We start from the raw sequence: 16,015 nt of genomic DNA on the forward strand, positions 1-16,015 counted from the left end.
ACAACATGCAGTGTGCCTCACGCTACCTCATAGGAGGAAAGGACAATGAATAACACCTCCTGGCTTGCCGTCATCTTCACTTTGGGCATTGTTGCTGCGTACGAGATCTGGCTGGCCGTAGCGCAACGGCGCACCCCTCAACGATTGGCGCGATCGGCCCACGCATTACTGCGCGAAGATTGGTTTGCCGCAATTTCTGCGCAGCCAGGGTCTGAGATCCTAGCGGTCCAGACTCTGCGAAACTCGCTGATGTCTGCCACTATGGCGGCTTCCACTGCTGTATTGGGCCTCATGGGATCGCTTTCTCTCACCGCTCCCACGCTACGCGACACTTTGGGCCAGGCGGCCACTGATAGTGCCGCTTGGCCGCATGTCACCCCCCGCCTGGCGATGGAGCTAGTGTTGCTTTGCCTGCTATTTGCTTCGCTCGTGGCTTCCGTCATGGCGGTGCGCTACTACAACCACGCAAGCTTCATCGGTGGGATGCCCGTTGGTACACCCCAACGCAAACGCTGGGCGACTACTGGTACTGCGTATGTACGCAAGGCCGGCCTGCTCTACAGCTGGGGCCTGCGGCAGCTGATGCTGCTAGTCCCCATAGTTGCTTTTGTCCTGCACCCTGTGGCCGGCGTAGCAGGAGCACTGGTCGTGGTGGCAGCTCTCGTTCAGTTTGACCGATACAGAATTGAAAGCGATTAACGCAGCCGCGTGAGGATGGCTTCTCGGTCGATGTCGGCGAGTACCTGTCTGCTTTCATCGTCACCCGCGCCGGTTCAGAGCAGCATTCGTGAAGCGCCCGTGGCTTCCCCGAGTCATGAGCTGACTCTATGACTGCTTCGTGCCCCGGAGCAGAACTCCGACTATCTGCCGCAAAAGACTGGAATCGCTGCAAAACAGATCTCCAGCGTGCGAGCGCCGCCACTCTCAGGCCCTAGCCACCGGCACATCCTCCCACCGCGTCGTGTACTGAGGTGTGCGCCTCTCCTGCCTCATCCCCCAGTCCTTGCCCTTGCTGGTGCCGCCCGTGGCGCCCGAATGCACGGTGCCCTTGCCATAGCGCTGGTTGAGCGTGTCCAGCGCCACCATCAGTTGGGTGCGGTCCCGGTGGTCTTCATCCTCCAGATCCAGCTCACACTGCAGCACATTGCCCGGCACCAGGTCCAGCAGCATCACCCCGGCCTTGGCCATCTTGAAGCCGGGCTCGAACATGCGGCGCATGCCGGCAGCTGCCGCCCACACCAGCTTGCCGGTGTCAGCCGTAGGCCGGCGCAGGGGCACCACGACTGACTTGTTGAAGCGCGGGCCGGGGCGGAACGGCGAGGTGTGGCAGAACACCAGCAGCTGGCTGGCCAGGCTGCCTTGTTTGCGCAGTTTCTCGGCCGCGCGGCTGGCGAACTCGCTCACGGCCTCCACCAGCGGAGGCAACTCGGTCACCGCATGGCCAAACGACCGGGTGCAGGCGATCTCTCTCTTGGGCTCGGGCGCGTCATCCAGCTCAATGCACTGCATACCCTGCAGCTCGCGTACCGTTCGCTCCAGCACCACGCTCCAGCGCCTGCGCACCATGGCTGGGTCCAGCCGGGCCAGGTCCAGGACCGTATGCACCCCACACTGATGCAGCTGCGCGCCGATCTTGCGGCCCACGCCCCAGACTTCTTCCACCAGCGTGCTGGCCAACACGTCGTCCAGGTCCTGGGCAGGCAGGGCGGTCAGGTTACACACCTGGGCCAGCTCGGCGGGGTAGCTCCCCGGTTTGCGCTCGGCCGTCTTGGCGATGTGGTTGGCCAGCTTCGCCAGTGTCTTGGTCTGGCCAATTCCAATGCCGCAGGGGATGCCCACCCACTGGTGGATGCGCGCACGGATGGCGTGGCTGCGGTTGGTCAGGTCGCCGCGCACACCCTGCAGGCCGATGAACGACTCATCGATGCTGTAGATCTCCTGCGAAGGCCCCAGACCCGCCGCCAAGCTCATCATCCTGTTGCTCATGTCGCCGTACAGGGTGAAGTTGGCACTCAAGGCCACCAGGCCGTGGGTCTCTTCCATGTGCCGTATCTGGAACCACGGCGCCCCCATCTTGATGCCCAGGGCCTTGGCCTCATTGCTGCGGGCAATGGCGCAGCCGTCGTTGTTGCTCAGCACCACCACCGGGCGGCCGTTCAGGCTGGGGCGGAACACCCGCTCGCAGCTCACGTAAAAGTTGTTGCCATCCACCAGCGCATACATGCTGGCCTCCGTCCATCAGATCAGGTGAGAAACAGCTTCACGCACCCACTCACCACGCCCCACACCTCAATGGTCTGGCTTTCTCGGGGAATGATGTCGGGATAGGTAGGGTTGGCCGCGCGCAGCTTGATGCGGCCGGCGCGCTGGTGCAGATACTTCACGGTGCATTCGCCGTCCACAATGGCCACGACGATGCTGTTGTGCTTGGGCTTGATCGCCCGGTCCACCGCGATGATGCAGCCGTCATCAATGCCAGCGTCGCGCATCGAATCCCCCCGCACGCGCCAGAAATAGGTGGCCTGGGGGTGCTTGGCCAGCAGCTTCATGATGTCCAGCCGCTCCACCACGAAGTCGTCAGCTGGCGAGGGAAACCCCGCGCGCACGCTCACCCCGCACAGGGGCAAGGCCAACGACTGCGCCGCCGTGTCGTACGGCACCGGTAGCGGGGAACTCCAAAGACTGTACATATTTACAGTATAGCTCCCTGCTGCCAGAATGTTGCCATGTGTACCTACTACGAGGTCCCGGGCCGCGAGCAGCTGGTGCTGCACTTCGGTGACGTGCCCGAGGAAGAGTGGCGCGACAAGATGAGCCCGCTATATCGGGGGCCGTTCCTGCGCGCCCAGGGCGAGGCGGGCCGCGAGCTGATGGTGGGGCAGTGGGGCATGATCCCGCCGCACTCTAAGACACACATCCCCACTGGCAAGGATGACAAGCGCCTGAGCACCGTCAACGCCCGGCGCGAAGGGATGGCCAAGTCATGGACCTATGGCGGCCCTTGGCGCAAGGGACAGCGCTGCATCATCCCGGCGCAGTTGTACGTCGAACCCTACTGGGGGACCAAGAAGCACATCCCCTGGCAGTTCGAGCGCGCCGACGGCGAGCCCTGGGGCCTGGCGGGCCTGTGGAGCGAGTGGACCGACCCGGCCACGGGTGAGGTGCTGCCCAGCTACACCATGATCACGCAGAACTGCGACGACGTGCCTGTTCTCAATCTGATGCACAGGCCTGACCCCAAGCGCGCGCCGGACATGCAGGACAAACGTACGGTGGTGCCGCTGGAAAAGGGTGACTGGGATGCCTGGCTGCATGGCACCGTCGAACAGGCAGAGGCGCTGATCAAAGTGCCGCCACTGGAGCTGTTTGTGCACCGGGCGAAAGATCCGGCACAGCAGGTAGAGTTACCTGTCGAATCAGTGTGATGCATGAAGAAGCCCTCACCCTTTGGCGAATTCAGCGCCATGGAACTTGGCAGACCAACTGCTTGGGTTGAATTGAAGCAGTTGCAAGACTTCCCATGGTGGTGGCACTTCGCGCGGTGCGGGTGCTGGTGCCGTGGGGAGTGTTCACTGAACCGCAGGGGCCGGCAGTCAGATCGGGCTCCCTTTGGGAGCCCTTTCTGTTTGTGGGCCCTGTCGCTGCAAGCAGCTGTAAAACCCTGCGGGATCCGAGCATTCGGACCAGAAGTGAGAGATGAACGGTGCTCCAATCGGGCTCCGTTTTGTTTGACTCGATGTCTTCTTCTGTGAATCGTTTGTTCTCTTGGCCAGGCCGTGTGCGCCTGGCGGCTGTGCTGGCCCTGTCTCTCGCCAGCGTTGCTCTCCCGACTCTTTCCTGGGCGCGGTCTCCGCAGTTTGACAGTGCGGCGTTGCTCACGCCCGAGCCCACGTCCTTTGCGCAGTGCCCGCAGTTCTTTGCGAATGGCAGGCCACCGGCCATCACGCCCCGGCCGCAGTTGCGCGAGCTTTGCTATGAGGCGTTTGCGGTGCTGCATTCCGGGACGACCAAGACACCGGTGTTTGTGGCTCAGCGGTTGAACCGCAGGCTCATCGAGGATGCCGATGAGAAACGGGCCAAACGGTTCTTTGCGGATGCGCGCTTACCCAGCGCTGAGCGGGCGGAGCTGGAGGACTACAAGAACTCTGGCTACTCCCGAGGACACATGGCGCCGGCGGGAGACATGCCGACGCCGACGGCCATGGCGCAGAGCTTCAGCCTGGCGAACATAGTTCCCCAAAATGCGCAGCACAACGGTGGCGCCTGGAACAAGATCGAGCAGGACACGCGGCACTACGTGAAGCGGGCCAAGGGGGATGTGTTTGTGATCACCGGGCCGGTGTTCACGGATGCGGGGCCACGCATCGGAGCCAACGGGGTGAAGGTGCCGACCTATCTGTACAAGCTGGTGTACGACGCGACCACCCAAAGGGCCTGGGCGCATTGGCAAGAGAACCGCGAGGGGGAGTCGGTGGGTCGACCTATCAGCTACCAGGAGTTGGTGAAACGCACGGGAGTGGAGTTTTTGCCAAGAAGTGCACTGCAGCATTGAGTCCCAGCAAGGGCTGTGTCAGCGGCGGGGTTATAAATCGATCCTTTCCAACTTCTACACGTGAGCATCCATGAACCGCGCAGAACTCGTTGAAATCCTGGCTTCCAAGAATGACCTGTCCAAGACCGCAGCCAATGCGGTGCTGGAAACCCTGATCGACACCATCCAGACCGCCGTCAAGAAAGGCGATGCCGTGCAGCTGGTGGGCTTTGGGACCTTCAAGTCGGCCAAGCGTGCGGCACGCACGGGCAAGAACCCATCGACCGGTGCTGCGCTGAAGATCCCTGCGAGCACGGTGCCGAAGTTTGTGGCGGGTGCGAAGTTCAAGGCCGTGGTGGATCCCAAGGCAGCCAAGCGCAAGGCGGACAAGGCTGGGAAGTAAGTCCGACTTACTTGGCCGCCATTGAAACAAACCGCCATGGGTACAAGCCTTCGGCGGTTTTGTTTTTGTGGAACGAAGAAGGAGTGCGATTCCGGCAGTGCACCAGCCTCTAAGTGCGCGATAAGGCGTCAAAGTTACCATCGGGCCTATGAATACGTTTTCTAATGCCTTTCGCGCTGAAGTCGTTCGCATGGCTCGCAAGGAGCTCAAGCCTGAACTCCAGGGCATGCGCAAGGCGATCACCGGCCATCGCTCTGAGATCGCAGCACTGAAGCGTGAGGTTAAGGCTCTGACCTCCCAGCTCAAAGCGACTCAACGGCAGGTCAAAGCAACGGATGCACCCAAAGCCAAGGTGATCGCTGAAACTGCCACTCCCAAGAAGTCAAAGCAGATCCAGTTCGATGCTCAGGTGTTGATCGACAAACGCGCGGCACTCGGTATCACACAGAAACAGATGGCCCAGCTGCTGGGGGCTTCCTCGCTGTCGGTCTACAAGTGGGAGTCCGGCCAGGTACACCCACGGGCCGCGCAGTTGGAGCGCATCGCTGAAGTACTGAAACTGGGCAAGCGCAAGGCGCTGGCACTGCTCAATCCGCAGTGAACGGCGGATAGTGAGTCGGAGGGCTCCCCCGCCATGCTCTCAGCGGCGACGGTACGGCTCTCCTGGTGACGAGTCATTGCGTTCGTCCGCCAGTTCGAACAGACACTGCATGTAGGGCTGGACGTCGCTCCATCGGGCGCGGTCTTCATAGAAGCGCGACAGATTGCGCGTCGCCTCCACAGCATCTGGCCACCTGTCTGTAGCGCTCACGCGCGTCATAGCTTCCCGGCTGTCTTGCTCGTCGTGCAGACTTCCGTCCTGCGCGCCATAGGTATGGAACTCCACGATCCGCCTCGGTTTTGCAAAGCCAGTTTCCTGACACATGCCACTTGGAGGTGAGTTCTCACGTGAGGCATGGGCTCCAGCAAACGAGTCCTGGACTGTGTGGAGCACAGATCCGAACGCCACATGATGCAAGTACGGAAGCAGCTTGTCCTGACGCCCCAGGATGTAGAGGTCCGAGACTCTCCAATGTGTGCATCCGAAGTGCTCTTTCAACGTGGCGTTGTCGATGTCTCGAAGAAAGGTGTCGGGCTTGATTTCTCGCGAGGACACCTTCCAGGCGAACTCCAGCCAGTCCAGCACCTTGGCGCGGGTCGCGCCAGGGTGTACTGCCTCCTCACTGGCCATGGCATGCAGGAACTGCAAGTCGCCGAAGTGCGAGCGGGTCATCACATTGCCTTACAGACTACCCTTGGTCTTGCTGCACCCAACGATCGCTTGGGTCTGCGCTTTCTTCTCTGCATCCTTGAAGAGACAGTACCAACACAGCGGTTGGGTCGAGAACCGGATGGTCTGGGACACGTTGCAGGACTTGCCCAGGTAGGTGCAGTTGCCCTCGTCGGGTGAAAGCTTGAACGGAGGTAGATCATTCCAACGCACGCCGTAGATGACATAGGGCGTGGCAAAGGGCAGATCCCGAGAGCTGCAGCTGACGTCTTGGGCCAGGGTGCCCGGCTCTATCGGACAACCCATGCCAATCTGGGTGATCTCTTCATGGACGCGGCCCTTGATCAGGACACCCAAGCGATCGGCAGCCCTCGCCAGGGAGTTTTCTGTTTCGTTGGTCAGCTTGGACTCAAAGGCTGAGCCCATGGGGGCGATCTGGAAGGCCATGGCTGCGCTGGAAAGAGCCTGAGCGATCGCAACCGTCGCGAACTGACGCGTAACAGAGCTCATTGAAAGCGATGACTCGTGACGATGAAAAACTGTCTTGTCGATTGCGGCGTGCATATCCCCTCCTACGACCGCACTCTAGATGGAGGACAGTTTTAGGCAACTAAAAATTGTGCACAGCCACTTTGTGGTCGCTAGGAACGTCTCAGAGATCCTGACTGCTTCAGGCTGATCTCGGTCGCTCGTCGGCGGGGACCTAAGCGGCAGCTGGTTCCAGCAGCGGTCCCCCGACCTGACGCGGCCTATCCGGCAGCTTCGCCGAAGGAAGCGGCCGTCGGGCGCATGTGGAGGCGGTTGGGCATTTTGAGTTATCGCTGCCAGTAGAGACAGTCCCGTGGCGCATTCCGATCGTGGCGGCCAGGCTGGCTGGCTCGAATCGCTGACGCCAAGCTGGCCCGCTCGTTGTCACGCAAGGGATGCTCGCCGGACAACGTGGCGTACGAGGCTTGTTGACACACCCAACAACGGCATGGATGCTGTGAATCATGCGCATCCCCTCCGAACGCCTCGCCTTCTGGTTCTTGCGGCTCAACGGCTTTCTCACTATCCCGAACTTCATCGTGCATCCCGAGGGGCCTCGGGACGACGGCGCCTATCCGCAGCAGACTGACGTCGATGTGCTGGGGGTGCGATTCCCGTTTCGTGCGGAGAACCGACGGCGGCCCATGCCAGACCACCCGCTGTTCATGGCTGAACGTCGCAGACCGATGGTGGTGCTTTCTGAAGTGAAGACGGGGCAGTGCGGCTTGAATGGGCCATGGACTGACCCAGAGCGCCAGAACATGCAGAAGGTGCTCTGCGCCGGTGGATTCCGACCAGCCCACCAGGTAGAGGAGATTGCTAGGGCCCTCTACGGTCATGGTGTGTGGCAAGACGAGACCTTGGTCATCCATATCGTGTGTTTCGGCAATCGGCACAACTCTGGTCTTGCGAGAAGCCATCCATCGGTTCCGCAGTTGATTTGGCATCAAGAAGTGCTGCCTTTCGTCTACCGCCGCTTTGACGAATACAAGCTGGAAAAGCAAATGCACCGTCAGTGGGACGAGGACGCTCGACAGCTGTTTGCAGTGGCTGGGCAGGTGGCCAACGCGGACGAATTTGTGGCGTCAGTTGAAGTGGTCGACAAGCTCTGAAGGATGCATCTCAGTTCCCCATCAGTCGGCCGATGCCTTTAGAGATGAAACTCAGGAAGGTCATGTCTTCATCATTGAGCTCGGCTCGGTCGAGGAACTTCCAGACAGCGATGGCCGAGCACACCAACAGGATGGCGATGCCGGCGCATTGGCAAGGCGAGATGAGGCGGTGCCACATGACCTGGTCCAACAAGCTCGCGAAGACCGCAGCGGCCGAGCCCTTGAGGCTGGCCTTGCGCTCGGCGGTCCAGGCCATCATGCAAAGCGGCAACACCGTGTAGAAGACGGCAAAGCCAATCGCGCCCGTGCAAAGGGCACCGACGGGGCCGAACGACGCGGCGAGGTGCGCGGTGTTGTCCACCGCCGTGGAAAGGCCGCCGCGGCCGTGGCGCCTGTAGCCGCGCCTGCTCACGCCGCCTCCCGCGTCGAGCTGACCGGCCGCTTCTCCGCTTGAACGAAGGCGGTTTGGAGGCCTTGATAGGTGCTGGGCGCTGCGCCGGTGCGATGGCGCAGGGCTCTCATCTGCACGTCCAGGGCCGCGTAGACCAAGCCGCCGTGTAGCGGGCGCATCACCTCGGCCAGGGCCAGCACCGCCGCCAGCGCGCCAACGAACGGCGTGGCCACTGCGCGGGAAGCCAGCAGCGTCATCCCGCAGATGTCTTTGCGTTCGTCGGCGAGCTTTTTGTAGGTATCGTTCAGCTCGGGCTCGGCTTGCGCGGCGGACTCAGCCCTCCAGATTTGGGAAGGCAGGCGCGGCCCCGGGAAGGTGTGCAGGCGGATGTTGCGGAAGTCGCGGTAGCCGCTGCCCAGCCCGGTCTCGACGACCATTGCGAACGCAGCCGTGTCGAGGTCGCGACGGGCGGCGACGTTGTCGACGCCGAAGAGGGCCGTGGTCGGCTCGTCGACCATTACGCGGTGTCCAGGACCGAACCGGCGTTCGACCAGCGCGGTGGTGAAGCCGGCGGCCTCCAGGCGGCTAGCGAGGGCCCTGACTTTCGGCTTGAGCAGGTCAGCCGCCCAGAGCAGCAAGCAGGTACTGAGGTTGGACTTGGCTGCCTTGTCGAAGTCTTGAAGCACCAGGTGCGGCCGGCCGTCGACCGGGTAGGGCAGCATGCCCAGCGTCCACGCATATGCTTGGCCAAGGTGGCCCAAACCGACGAGCCATAGGGACTTCGGCAGATAGGCGAGCGGGGGGCCTTTGTGTGCATCGTCGCGCCAGTCTGCGACGGCCAGCGGATTCCAGAGGGACATGCCGACGGTGCGATGACCAGCCTCGACCAGGTCGCCGCGGACGTGCATGAAGGCTTCGTTGACGCCCAGCGCGGCGGCGCCAATGCCGGCGAGTGGGTTGTCATCGACGCAGGTCAGCGCGCTTTCGGCACCGACTGGCGCAATCTGGAAGCGCCAGTGGTCCCAGCCGAGCTGAACGCAGAAGGCAGGTGCAGCGGCGTCGGGCGCGGCGCCGAGCACGAGCGTCGGCAGCTCGGTCGTGGTGCAGGTGACCACCGCCGCGCCGAGCTCTTTGGCGACTTCCCGTGCGCTGCGACCTCGATACAGCGGGACATCAAGGACATGGCTCAGGTCGTCGTAGACCTCAACGCCGCCAAGAAAGGCGCGCACGGCCGTGTTCAGCGCGGTCAGAAAGCTGGCCTGCCCGGCCAGCGTGTCGGCCCAGCCGTGGCCGAGGTGGATGCGCAGGCGGTAGCGCGAAAACAAGGCTACTGCCTCCTCGGGCGAGTCAACTTCACCGGCGTCCAGCGCCATCTTGGCCAGCCGGTGCATGGAATCAGCGTTCAACTCGGTCATTGAAAAACTCCAGCATTGGTAACTCGTAGGAGGCGGCCGACATCGGAACCCGAGTACGACGCCCACTGGTGGTTGCCTTGGTAGACATAGAGGCCGAGGTCACGCGGGCGCGGGTTGCCCTTGGCGAACCTGGGCACGATGAGGGCAATGTGGTCTTTCAGGGCGACCATGGGGTTGGTGCGGTCTGAACGGCTCTGCCCGGGGCCGAAGGGGTGCGTGTGGACGTCGGCCACGACGGTCATGCCGGTGGCGCGGCAGACCTCCCAGAGCTTGGCGAAGCTGTCGGCCTTCAAAGACACGTAGTCGTTGCTAAAGGCGTCGGGCTGCAGCTGCTCGTATGGCATGAAGCGCTTGACCATGCGTCCGGCATCGGTCTTGCATCCAAGGAGGAAGGCGCCGCTTTCGCGAACGCCGGCACCTTGCTCGCGCAGGTGGGCCATCAGCTCCGCCCAGAGCGCGGCCGGCACCTCAAGCAGGGGCGCAGGTGTAGTCGCGACTTTGAAGAAGTTCATGGACGACCTCCAGGTAGTGGCTGATGCCCTTGGCGGGGTTCCAGATGAGCTGCGGGTACTGGGCGAACCAGCAGTCGTGGCCGACGATGCTTTCGCGGTCGCAGGGGATGTAGAGCGCGTCGCCGCTCTTCCACCCAGGCTTGAAGGCTAGCTGCAGACGCTCGCCGCCCTGGGGCCACTTGTCGAAGGACAGCTTGCTGTTCGTCGACGGGTCCCAGAACGTGCCAGTGGGCGGCGTGGTCGGAAAGCCGCTGCAGTCCAGGCGCAGCGTGTACTCGCGCCGGTCGCGGGCGATGACGTTGATATAGACGAAAGGCCACTCTAGCTTCTTGAACTGCCAGCGGTTGCGGTCTTCGCCAGAGAGAAAGCGCGCCGACGCGAGGTCGGCACGAAGCGATTGCTCGTCCGGTGCCATACCTCGCCCCTTAGCCGTTGATGCGGTGCGCGGGCACCAGGTCGAAGGCCACCTCGCACTGCGGGCACTTGGTGAGCGTGCCGATGTGGATGTCCACGTCAGGCTGCTCGGTAGCGCCGGCAATCTGGAGGACGTGCTCGGCGATGTCGCCCGGCGCCATGCCGAACTTCTCTCCGGCCCACAGGCGCACGCGGCCGACGGTAGTCGCCGGGCGGAACTTGTGGTGCACGACCTCGGCGCCGAAGCGGACCTTCACCTCTACCTGCTTGCAGCGGTGGAGGTGTACGCGCACGCCATGCTCCTTCTTGAGGTGCTTGACGTGGGTAGCGTAGCCGTGGGCGTCATCGTCATCGTCATCGTCCTCGACCGAGAGGGTCAGGTCGGACGTTTCGGTACCGGGCGGCAGCAGCGCTAGGGCTGCGTGCTTCAGCTCAGCGACGGTGGCATCGTCGTTGACTTCGACGAACTTGATCTCAGGGAAATACTCAGACTGGATGTAAATGCGGGTTGGCATTGCTGCTCCTTACAGTTGGTTGAGCGGCACGGGATGCGCTGCTCATGCTGGGTAAGTCGCAGGAAGGCCTGGAAATCGGAAGTGCTGGTGCGGAAGCGGCTCAAGCCGGGCAGTGCAGGAAGTGCCTGCACTTCGGGCATTCCCAGGAGTTGGGTTTCGCCTCGAACTTGCTGGCCGCCAATCCTTGGGCAATCGGCACCAGGAAGAAGTCGTCCGGGAGCCGGCCGTACGGGGAGACGGACTCTTCAGTGCCTGTGCTCAGGTCGAAGATGCGGCCCTGGAACGAGTGCCGCGGGTACGCTTCGGCGAGGTACTTCAACACCCACTTCAAAACCTTATGCTGCCGCGACCACTTGCCGGACGGCTTGATGCGCACGAATTCCAACTTCACCACTGACCCATTGCTAGATTTGGTGGTGCGATGCGGCGTGACGTGTAGCGGGACGCCCACGCACTCGATGTCAAACGGCTTTCCCATCGCGGCGCGGTTCGTGCCGAGCCACCTCCGACCGTTGCCTCGCAGCTGGTCAGCGTAGGCCCTTAAGTGCGGTACTGAATCCTTGAAGGCAGGGCCGAGAGAGGCAAGCACTTTTTCCACTTCCGCAGGCGGTTCGCCTGTCCCTTGGCCATACGGCACGAACAGCTCTCGCATGACCGCGCCTTCGACCAGGGCAGCTGGGTGCAGGCCCGCTGCCGGGCTCAGCTCCTTGATGAAGTCGTAGTAGTACCGTCGAGGGCACACTCGATACGACAAGAAACCTGCGAGCTCATATGAGGCAGGTGGGGCGGCCACGCTGCCTTTGATGGAAACAACCGGCGACTTGGGCAAGGTGGCTTTGCCCTGAATGCGCTCGAGTAGATGCGCGGCGCCGGTGATGGCCGCAACGCATTCAGCGTTGTACATGGCCTTGGTTTCATAGAGTACGAGGTGCTCGCGGGCTCGCGATAGCGCCACATAAAGCTTGTTCGACGCCTCGCTCTGCTCCTCGAAGTTCTCAATGGGAGCGATGGACTGCAGCAAGGCCTGGGGCACGAGCTCGGAGTCGGTGCCCATCCGGAAATGCTTGGCGTCGATATCCACAAGGTGGACCGCTTCGAACTCGAGGCCCTTGCTTCCGTGGATTGTCATGACAGCTACCGCGTCGAGGCTGTCCGCCTCAGGGGGCGGAATGCGAAGCTCACGGTCATCGCCGATGCGCAGACGTCGGCGCAAACGAGTGATGAAGCTGCCGACGGTCTGATACGCCCGGCTGCCATCCGGCACGCGCAGGTAGTAGATGAACTGCCAGAGCGCAATACGACGCGTGATGTCGAGGATGCTGCTACCGCCAAGATGAGCTCGGAGGATGCCCGTCCGGTTGAGGAGCAACTGGCAGGCGACCTCCCAAGGGGAATCCGACGAGTCGAGGTCGGCGAAAGCAGTTGCCCATTGGCCCAGCGTGGCAATGCCTTTTGCCGAGAGCCCGGAGGGTGGGGCAGAGACCCAGGAGAGCGGTGCCGGTCGATTCGCCTTGCACCAGCTAAGCAGCTTCTCGACGTCAGCCGGCGGCAGCTCTAGTCCTGGAAGGCGTGCGACTCGAAGCAGGCCGCTCCCGGAGCGGTCAATGAAGAGTTGCAGCAGAGCCAGCAGGTCTTTGACTTCAGGGCGCTGGAAGATGTCGCCGAGATGCAGCGCAGGCACCCCGACCGCATTCAGGCGGTCGGCCGCAGTGCTGCAGGTCTCATGAGTGCTCGCGAGGATGACTTGGTCGCGGAACGCTACGCCAAGGCCGTGAATGCGGCGGACGTTGGCTGCGAGTTCGCCGTGGACAACATCGTCGGTGGGGCACTTCACGTGACGCGGCTTGATGCCGCTGTTTCCCCGCGCCGAACCAACGTCATCGAGCGGAAGCACCATCTGCAGAGGGTTTCCCTCGCGACCCGTGTGCTCGAAGACGCGGATGACCTCTTCGAAACTGCGTCGATTCTCGTTAAGACGAAAGGTCTTGTGCGCAGGAAAGTCATCACCGAAACGGACGATGTTGCGCATGGACGCGCCGCGAAATCGGTAGATGGCCTGTCGAGCGTCCCCGACGACCCAGAGGGTCTTGGCGTGAGCAGCAAGGGCCTTCACGAGCTGGGCGCTGGCCCGGTTCACATCCTGGTACTCGTCGACAAGGATGTGCTTGAACCGACCGACGCTTGCGGTGTACTTGGCAAAGTCCTTAGTCAGTGCAATGGCAGGGAGCATGACGAGGTCTCCCATGTCGACGAGATTGCCATTGGCTTGCATCTTCGACTCGTAGCACCTGTACAGCTTGACGACGTCGTACTGCTTGGCCAGCGCCTCATCCGAAGTGTCTAGAGCCGACCGGTCCACCGCATCGGCAAACTCAGTTGAATCTGCAAGCTCGTCTTTGGCTCTCTGGATGGCCGAGGTGACTTTTTTAAGCCAGTCAAGCGGATCGCCAAGGGGATTGAATGCGGTTAGGCCGAGTCCGTAGATGTGTGGCTCGAGGACCGAAATCTGAGCCATTTTGTCGGCAACGCCAAAGCGAGCTTGGAGGCCGAACTGGTCATGGTTCTTACGCAGGAACTCCAGGCCAAAAGCGTGAAACGTGCCGACCCAGATGTCATGAGCATTCTGGACGCCCAACTGCTGCAACCGGTCAACGAGCTCTCGTGCAGCCCGATTTGAAAACGTGAGCAGTAGCAGTTCCTCGGGTTTGGCTCCCTTGGCGAGCAGGTGTTGCACTCTCATCAGGAGCGTAGCCGTCTTGCCAGTCCCTGGCCCGGCTACGACCAGTGAAGTCGTCGCAGAGGATGTGGCAGCGGCGAGCTGTTCTTCGGTCGGTGTGATGGGTTGGGACTGCTCCTCACCGGGCGCAGCTGGTTCGGGAAGAAGCAATCCGTCGAGCAGCTGTTGTCGAACCAGCTCCAAGGAGAGGTCCAGTTCTTGCGCCAACTGCGTCGCGTTTTTCCCGGTGAGGAACAGGTCGCGTGCCACCGATCGCGGCAGCAATAGCTCTCTGGCGAAGATGTTCGCCTGCAGTTCGGCGCGTTCTCGAGCGCCGTAGGCCTCGACTTTCTGGGAACCGAACGTATCGCCGTCCTCTGGCTTCAAGGTCGAATCGACGACCTTGTGGCAACCCTCGTGGCCTTCGTCATGAAGTTTCCAGTGCCCGAATTCATGTGCGATGAGAAACGCCCGCTCCCCGCTCGGCACGTCGTTGCGCACAACGATTTGCCGGAATTTGCGAACCAAAACAGCATCAGCGGTTCCTAGAGCCTCGTCGTCAGGTGCCGCATCCGAGATGTCGAAGTCCTCAGCGTCTTCGGTGGCTTCGATGACTCGCTTCGATGGGATACCGGACGACGCCTCGTTGCCGAACAGCTGGTGCCTCAGCAGCGTCGCAGCCTCTCTAGCTCTATGGAAGGGGGTCACGAGTCGCCCTCCCTGACTTGCTGTAGCGCGAGCAATCGTCGCTTCTCTTCGTCGCTGACCGACAGGGACTGGACCGCGGCTTTCCAGGTTTCTTGAGACGAAGCGTTTGGCGCGGCTTTCGACCGATAGCTCTTCGTCCCTGCCAATTCTGGTCCCAAGCATCTTTGGAGCCCGTCAAGCGCAACATCGAGATGCGCAGCCAAGTCGCTCAGCACCTTGATAGGAACGTCGACGATGCTTTTGGTGAGGACCTTCGTTAACAGCAGCGCAGAAGCGCCCAGGCCCGCGGCAGCGGCGGCTTGCTTGAGGCGTTTCCCGGCGAGCGACTCGATGGCTTTGCGTGCAGCTTCAGCTTGCGAGTTTGCCCCAGCCCCGTTGTCCAGTTCATGGAGCCGGTTGAGTACAAAGCTCTGCAGGCGCGAGACAGTCTCCTCAGAGACGTTGGCAATCTCTGCAGCTAGGGTCTCGGGTGAGGCGTCGTGTACTGACCAAAGGGCTGCAAACTCAAGGATGTCCTCGCGATATTGAGGATGGGCTTCGCAGGCGCGAAGAACCATGGCGGGCGATGGCTTGTCGGCGGAGAAGAAGAACTCGTCCAGAACTTCCTCGAGCGATAGCCTGCGGGTGGGCGATGTCATTGCATGAACTCCTTCCGCATCTCTGCGACTTTGTCAATGGCAGTGTTCTTATAGGTGTTGATGGTTCGAGGGGTGACCCCCAGCGCAGCTGCAATGTCCTTGACCGGCATGTCTTCGACGAAAAGCATCGTATAGACGTAGTGCTCTTGCTTGGTCAGCACAGCTTGCAGCCGCTTAGCAACTTCCGCGTGCCATTGCTGGGCGGCCAGGGCGTCAGCTGGCGTATCGTGCTGGCGCAGCGCAGAGACCTTGCGAATGGTCTTGTCGGGGTCATCGTCCTCGTCAGAGCGTTCCATGGCATCCAGGCTGTCCTGGAGGTTGCGCTTCTTGGCCAGCAGACGGCGCTGAAAATCGAGCGCGCGCCGTTTAAAAAACTGCCCAAACAGTTTTTCGGCATGCGCTGCGTCGCCTGGTCGCGTAACGAGGCACTCCCAGACGTACTGCGACAGCTCTTCCGCGGCCTGGTCGATGTTTCCGATGTTCCCGGGGTAGATGCCGCTGCGCACTGCGAAGCCCTTGGCGAGGCCCAGCATGCGCCGCGACAGCACCCTTGAAAGAATCCCCGCCCGGCTGGTGTTTTCAGCATCCCGAGCGCGCCTGAACATGCGAAAGACCTGCTCATCAGGGATGAACAGTGGGTCGTGCTCCCAGTCTGTACGCGCCAGCCTAGCCAGCAAGGCGCGGTCATCGAGGGCCTCTACGGCCGCGTCAGGTTCTCGTGTGTACATCGTTGTTTTCCGTTGGTCATGCGAACACCCCCCTCTCGTTTCAGGGGAATGCCCCCCTCGCATCACTTAGTCGCAAGATGAGCCGGAAATCGGAAGCTGTCGGGGCGTCGCGGGTTGAGATGACCCGCAATGCC

Annotated in this window: 18 protein-coding genes; 6 read left to right on the forward strand and 12 right to left on the reverse strand. The window is 61.9% G+C overall.

Going from position 1 to position 16,015, the window contains the following annotated elements:
* Positions 1-45: 45 nt before the first annotated feature.
* Positions 46-699 (forward strand): DUF599 domain-containing protein, encoded by a 654-nt coding sequence (locus AC1Q64_RS05625; RefSeq protein ID WP_108500256.1) that lies wholly within the window; start codon positions 46-48, stop codon positions 697-699.
* Between the two features lie 225 nt (positions 700-924).
* Here the strand turns inward: AC1Q64_RS05625 and AC1Q64_RS05630 are convergent, their stop codons facing one another.
* Positions 925-2,223 (reverse strand): Y-family DNA polymerase, encoded by a 1,299-nt coding sequence (locus AC1Q64_RS05630; protein WP_288852066.1) that lies wholly within the window; start codon positions 2,221-2,223, stop codon positions 925-927.
* 20 nt (positions 2,224-2,243) lie between these two features.
* On the reverse strand, positions 2,244-2,690 hold the full coding sequence (locus AC1Q64_RS05635; protein ID WP_492250716.1) for a LexA family protein: 447 nt from the start codon (positions 2,688-2,690) through the stop codon (positions 2,244-2,246).
* 36 nt (positions 2,691-2,726) lie between these two features.
* On the opposite strand from AC1Q64_RS05635, the gene AC1Q64_RS05640 reads away from it, so the two are divergent.
* From AC1Q64_RS05640 to AC1Q64_RS05655, 4 genes are all read left to right on the forward strand, one after another.
* A complete protein-coding gene (locus AC1Q64_RS05640) occupies positions 2,727-3,425 on the forward strand; it encodes an SOS response-associated peptidase (RefSeq protein ID WP_492250717.1) in 699 nt (232 codons plus the stop codon).
* Between the two features lie 311 nt (positions 3,426-3,736).
* Positions 3,737-4,552, forward strand: a complete 816-nt coding sequence (locus tag AC1Q64_RS05645) for a DNA/RNA non-specific endonuclease (RefSeq protein WP_288852069.1) — start codon at positions 3,737-3,739, stop codon at positions 4,550-4,552.
* A gap of 70 nt (positions 4,553-4,622) precedes the next feature.
* Positions 4,623-4,934, forward strand: a complete 312-nt coding sequence (locus AC1Q64_RS05650; RefSeq protein WP_056057356.1) for an HU family DNA-binding protein — start codon at positions 4,623-4,625, stop codon at positions 4,932-4,934.
* Positions 4,935-5,082: 148 nt separating this feature from the next.
* Positions 5,083-5,535 (forward strand): helix-turn-helix domain-containing protein, encoded by a 453-nt coding sequence (locus AC1Q64_RS05655; protein ID WP_288852070.1) that lies wholly within the window; start codon positions 5,083-5,085, stop codon positions 5,533-5,535.
* Between the two features lie 39 nt (positions 5,536-5,574).
* On the opposite strand, the gene AC1Q64_RS05660 is transcribed toward AC1Q64_RS05655, so the two are convergent.
* The gene (locus AC1Q64_RS05660) at positions 5,575-6,207 is read right to left on the reverse strand and encodes a hypothetical protein (RefSeq protein ID WP_288852071.1); all 633 of its coding nucleotides are present in this window, start codon (positions 6,205-6,207) and stop codon (positions 5,575-5,577) included.
* Between the two features lie 9 nt (positions 6,208-6,216).
* On the reverse strand, positions 6,217-6,768 hold the full coding sequence (locus tag AC1Q64_RS05665; protein ID WP_288852072.1) for a hypothetical protein: 552 nt from the start codon (positions 6,766-6,768) through the stop codon (positions 6,217-6,219).
* Positions 6,769-7,196: 428 nt separating this feature from the next.
* Here AC1Q64_RS05665 and AC1Q64_RS05670 point away from each other — a divergent pair, with 428 nt between their 5' ends.
* A complete protein-coding gene (locus AC1Q64_RS05670; protein ID WP_209817994.1) occupies positions 7,197-7,844 on the forward strand; it encodes a hypothetical protein in 648 nt (215 codons plus the stop codon).
* A 10-nt stretch (positions 7,845-7,854) separates the two neighbouring features.
* Here the strand turns inward: AC1Q64_RS05670 and AC1Q64_RS05675 are convergent, their stop codons facing one another.
* The 8 genes from AC1Q64_RS05675 to AC1Q64_RS05710 form a co-directional block, all read right to left on the reverse strand.
* Positions 7,855-8,256, reverse strand: coding sequence for a hypothetical protein (locus AC1Q64_RS05675; RefSeq protein ID WP_209817996.1), 402 nt, complete (start codon positions 8,254-8,256; stop codon positions 7,855-7,857).
* Positions 8,253-9,650, reverse strand: coding sequence for a ThiF family adenylyltransferase (locus tag AC1Q64_RS05680; RefSeq protein WP_056162887.1), 1,398 nt, complete (start codon positions 9,648-9,650; stop codon positions 8,253-8,255). The genes AC1Q64_RS05675 and AC1Q64_RS05680 overlap by 4 nt, the downstream gene beginning before the upstream one ends.
* Positions 9,647-10,162 (reverse strand): M67 family metallopeptidase, encoded by a 516-nt coding sequence (locus AC1Q64_RS05685; RefSeq protein WP_056162890.1) that lies wholly within the window; start codon positions 10,160-10,162, stop codon positions 9,647-9,649. The genes AC1Q64_RS05680 and AC1Q64_RS05685 overlap by 4 nt, the downstream gene beginning before the upstream one ends.
* Positions 10,119-10,577, reverse strand: a complete 459-nt coding sequence (locus AC1Q64_RS05690) for a DUF7665 family protein (RefSeq protein WP_056162893.1) — start codon at positions 10,575-10,577, stop codon at positions 10,119-10,121. The genes AC1Q64_RS05685 and AC1Q64_RS05690 overlap by 44 nt, the downstream gene beginning before the upstream one ends.
* A gap of 10 nt (positions 10,578-10,587) precedes the next feature.
* Positions 10,588-11,091 carry a hypothetical protein gene (locus AC1Q64_RS05695; protein ID WP_056162896.1) on the reverse strand — a complete coding sequence of 168 codons (504 nt, stop codon included), beginning with the start codon at positions 11,089-11,091 and terminating at the stop codon, positions 10,588-10,590.
* Between the two features lie 100 nt (positions 11,092-11,191).
* Positions 11,192-14,515 carry a UvrD-helicase domain-containing protein gene (locus AC1Q64_RS05700; protein ID WP_288852075.1) on the reverse strand — a complete coding sequence of 1,108 codons (3,324 nt, stop codon included), beginning with the start codon at positions 14,513-14,515 and terminating at the stop codon, positions 11,192-11,194.
* A complete protein-coding gene (locus tag AC1Q64_RS05705) occupies positions 14,512-15,153 on the reverse strand; it encodes a hypothetical protein (protein WP_056162901.1) in 642 nt (213 codons plus the stop codon). Before AC1Q64_RS05705 ends, AC1Q64_RS05700 begins: the two co-directional genes overlap by 4 nt.
* Positions 15,150-15,758 (reverse strand): sigma factor-like helix-turn-helix DNA-binding protein, encoded by a 609-nt coding sequence (locus AC1Q64_RS05710; protein WP_492250718.1) that lies wholly within the window; start codon positions 15,756-15,758, stop codon positions 15,150-15,152. The genes AC1Q64_RS05705 and AC1Q64_RS05710 overlap by 4 nt, the downstream gene beginning before the upstream one ends.
* Between the last annotated feature and the right edge of the window lie 257 nt (positions 15,759-16,015).

The sequence above is a fragment of the Acidovorax sp. GW835-FHT14G06 genome (genome assembly GCF_058793595.1).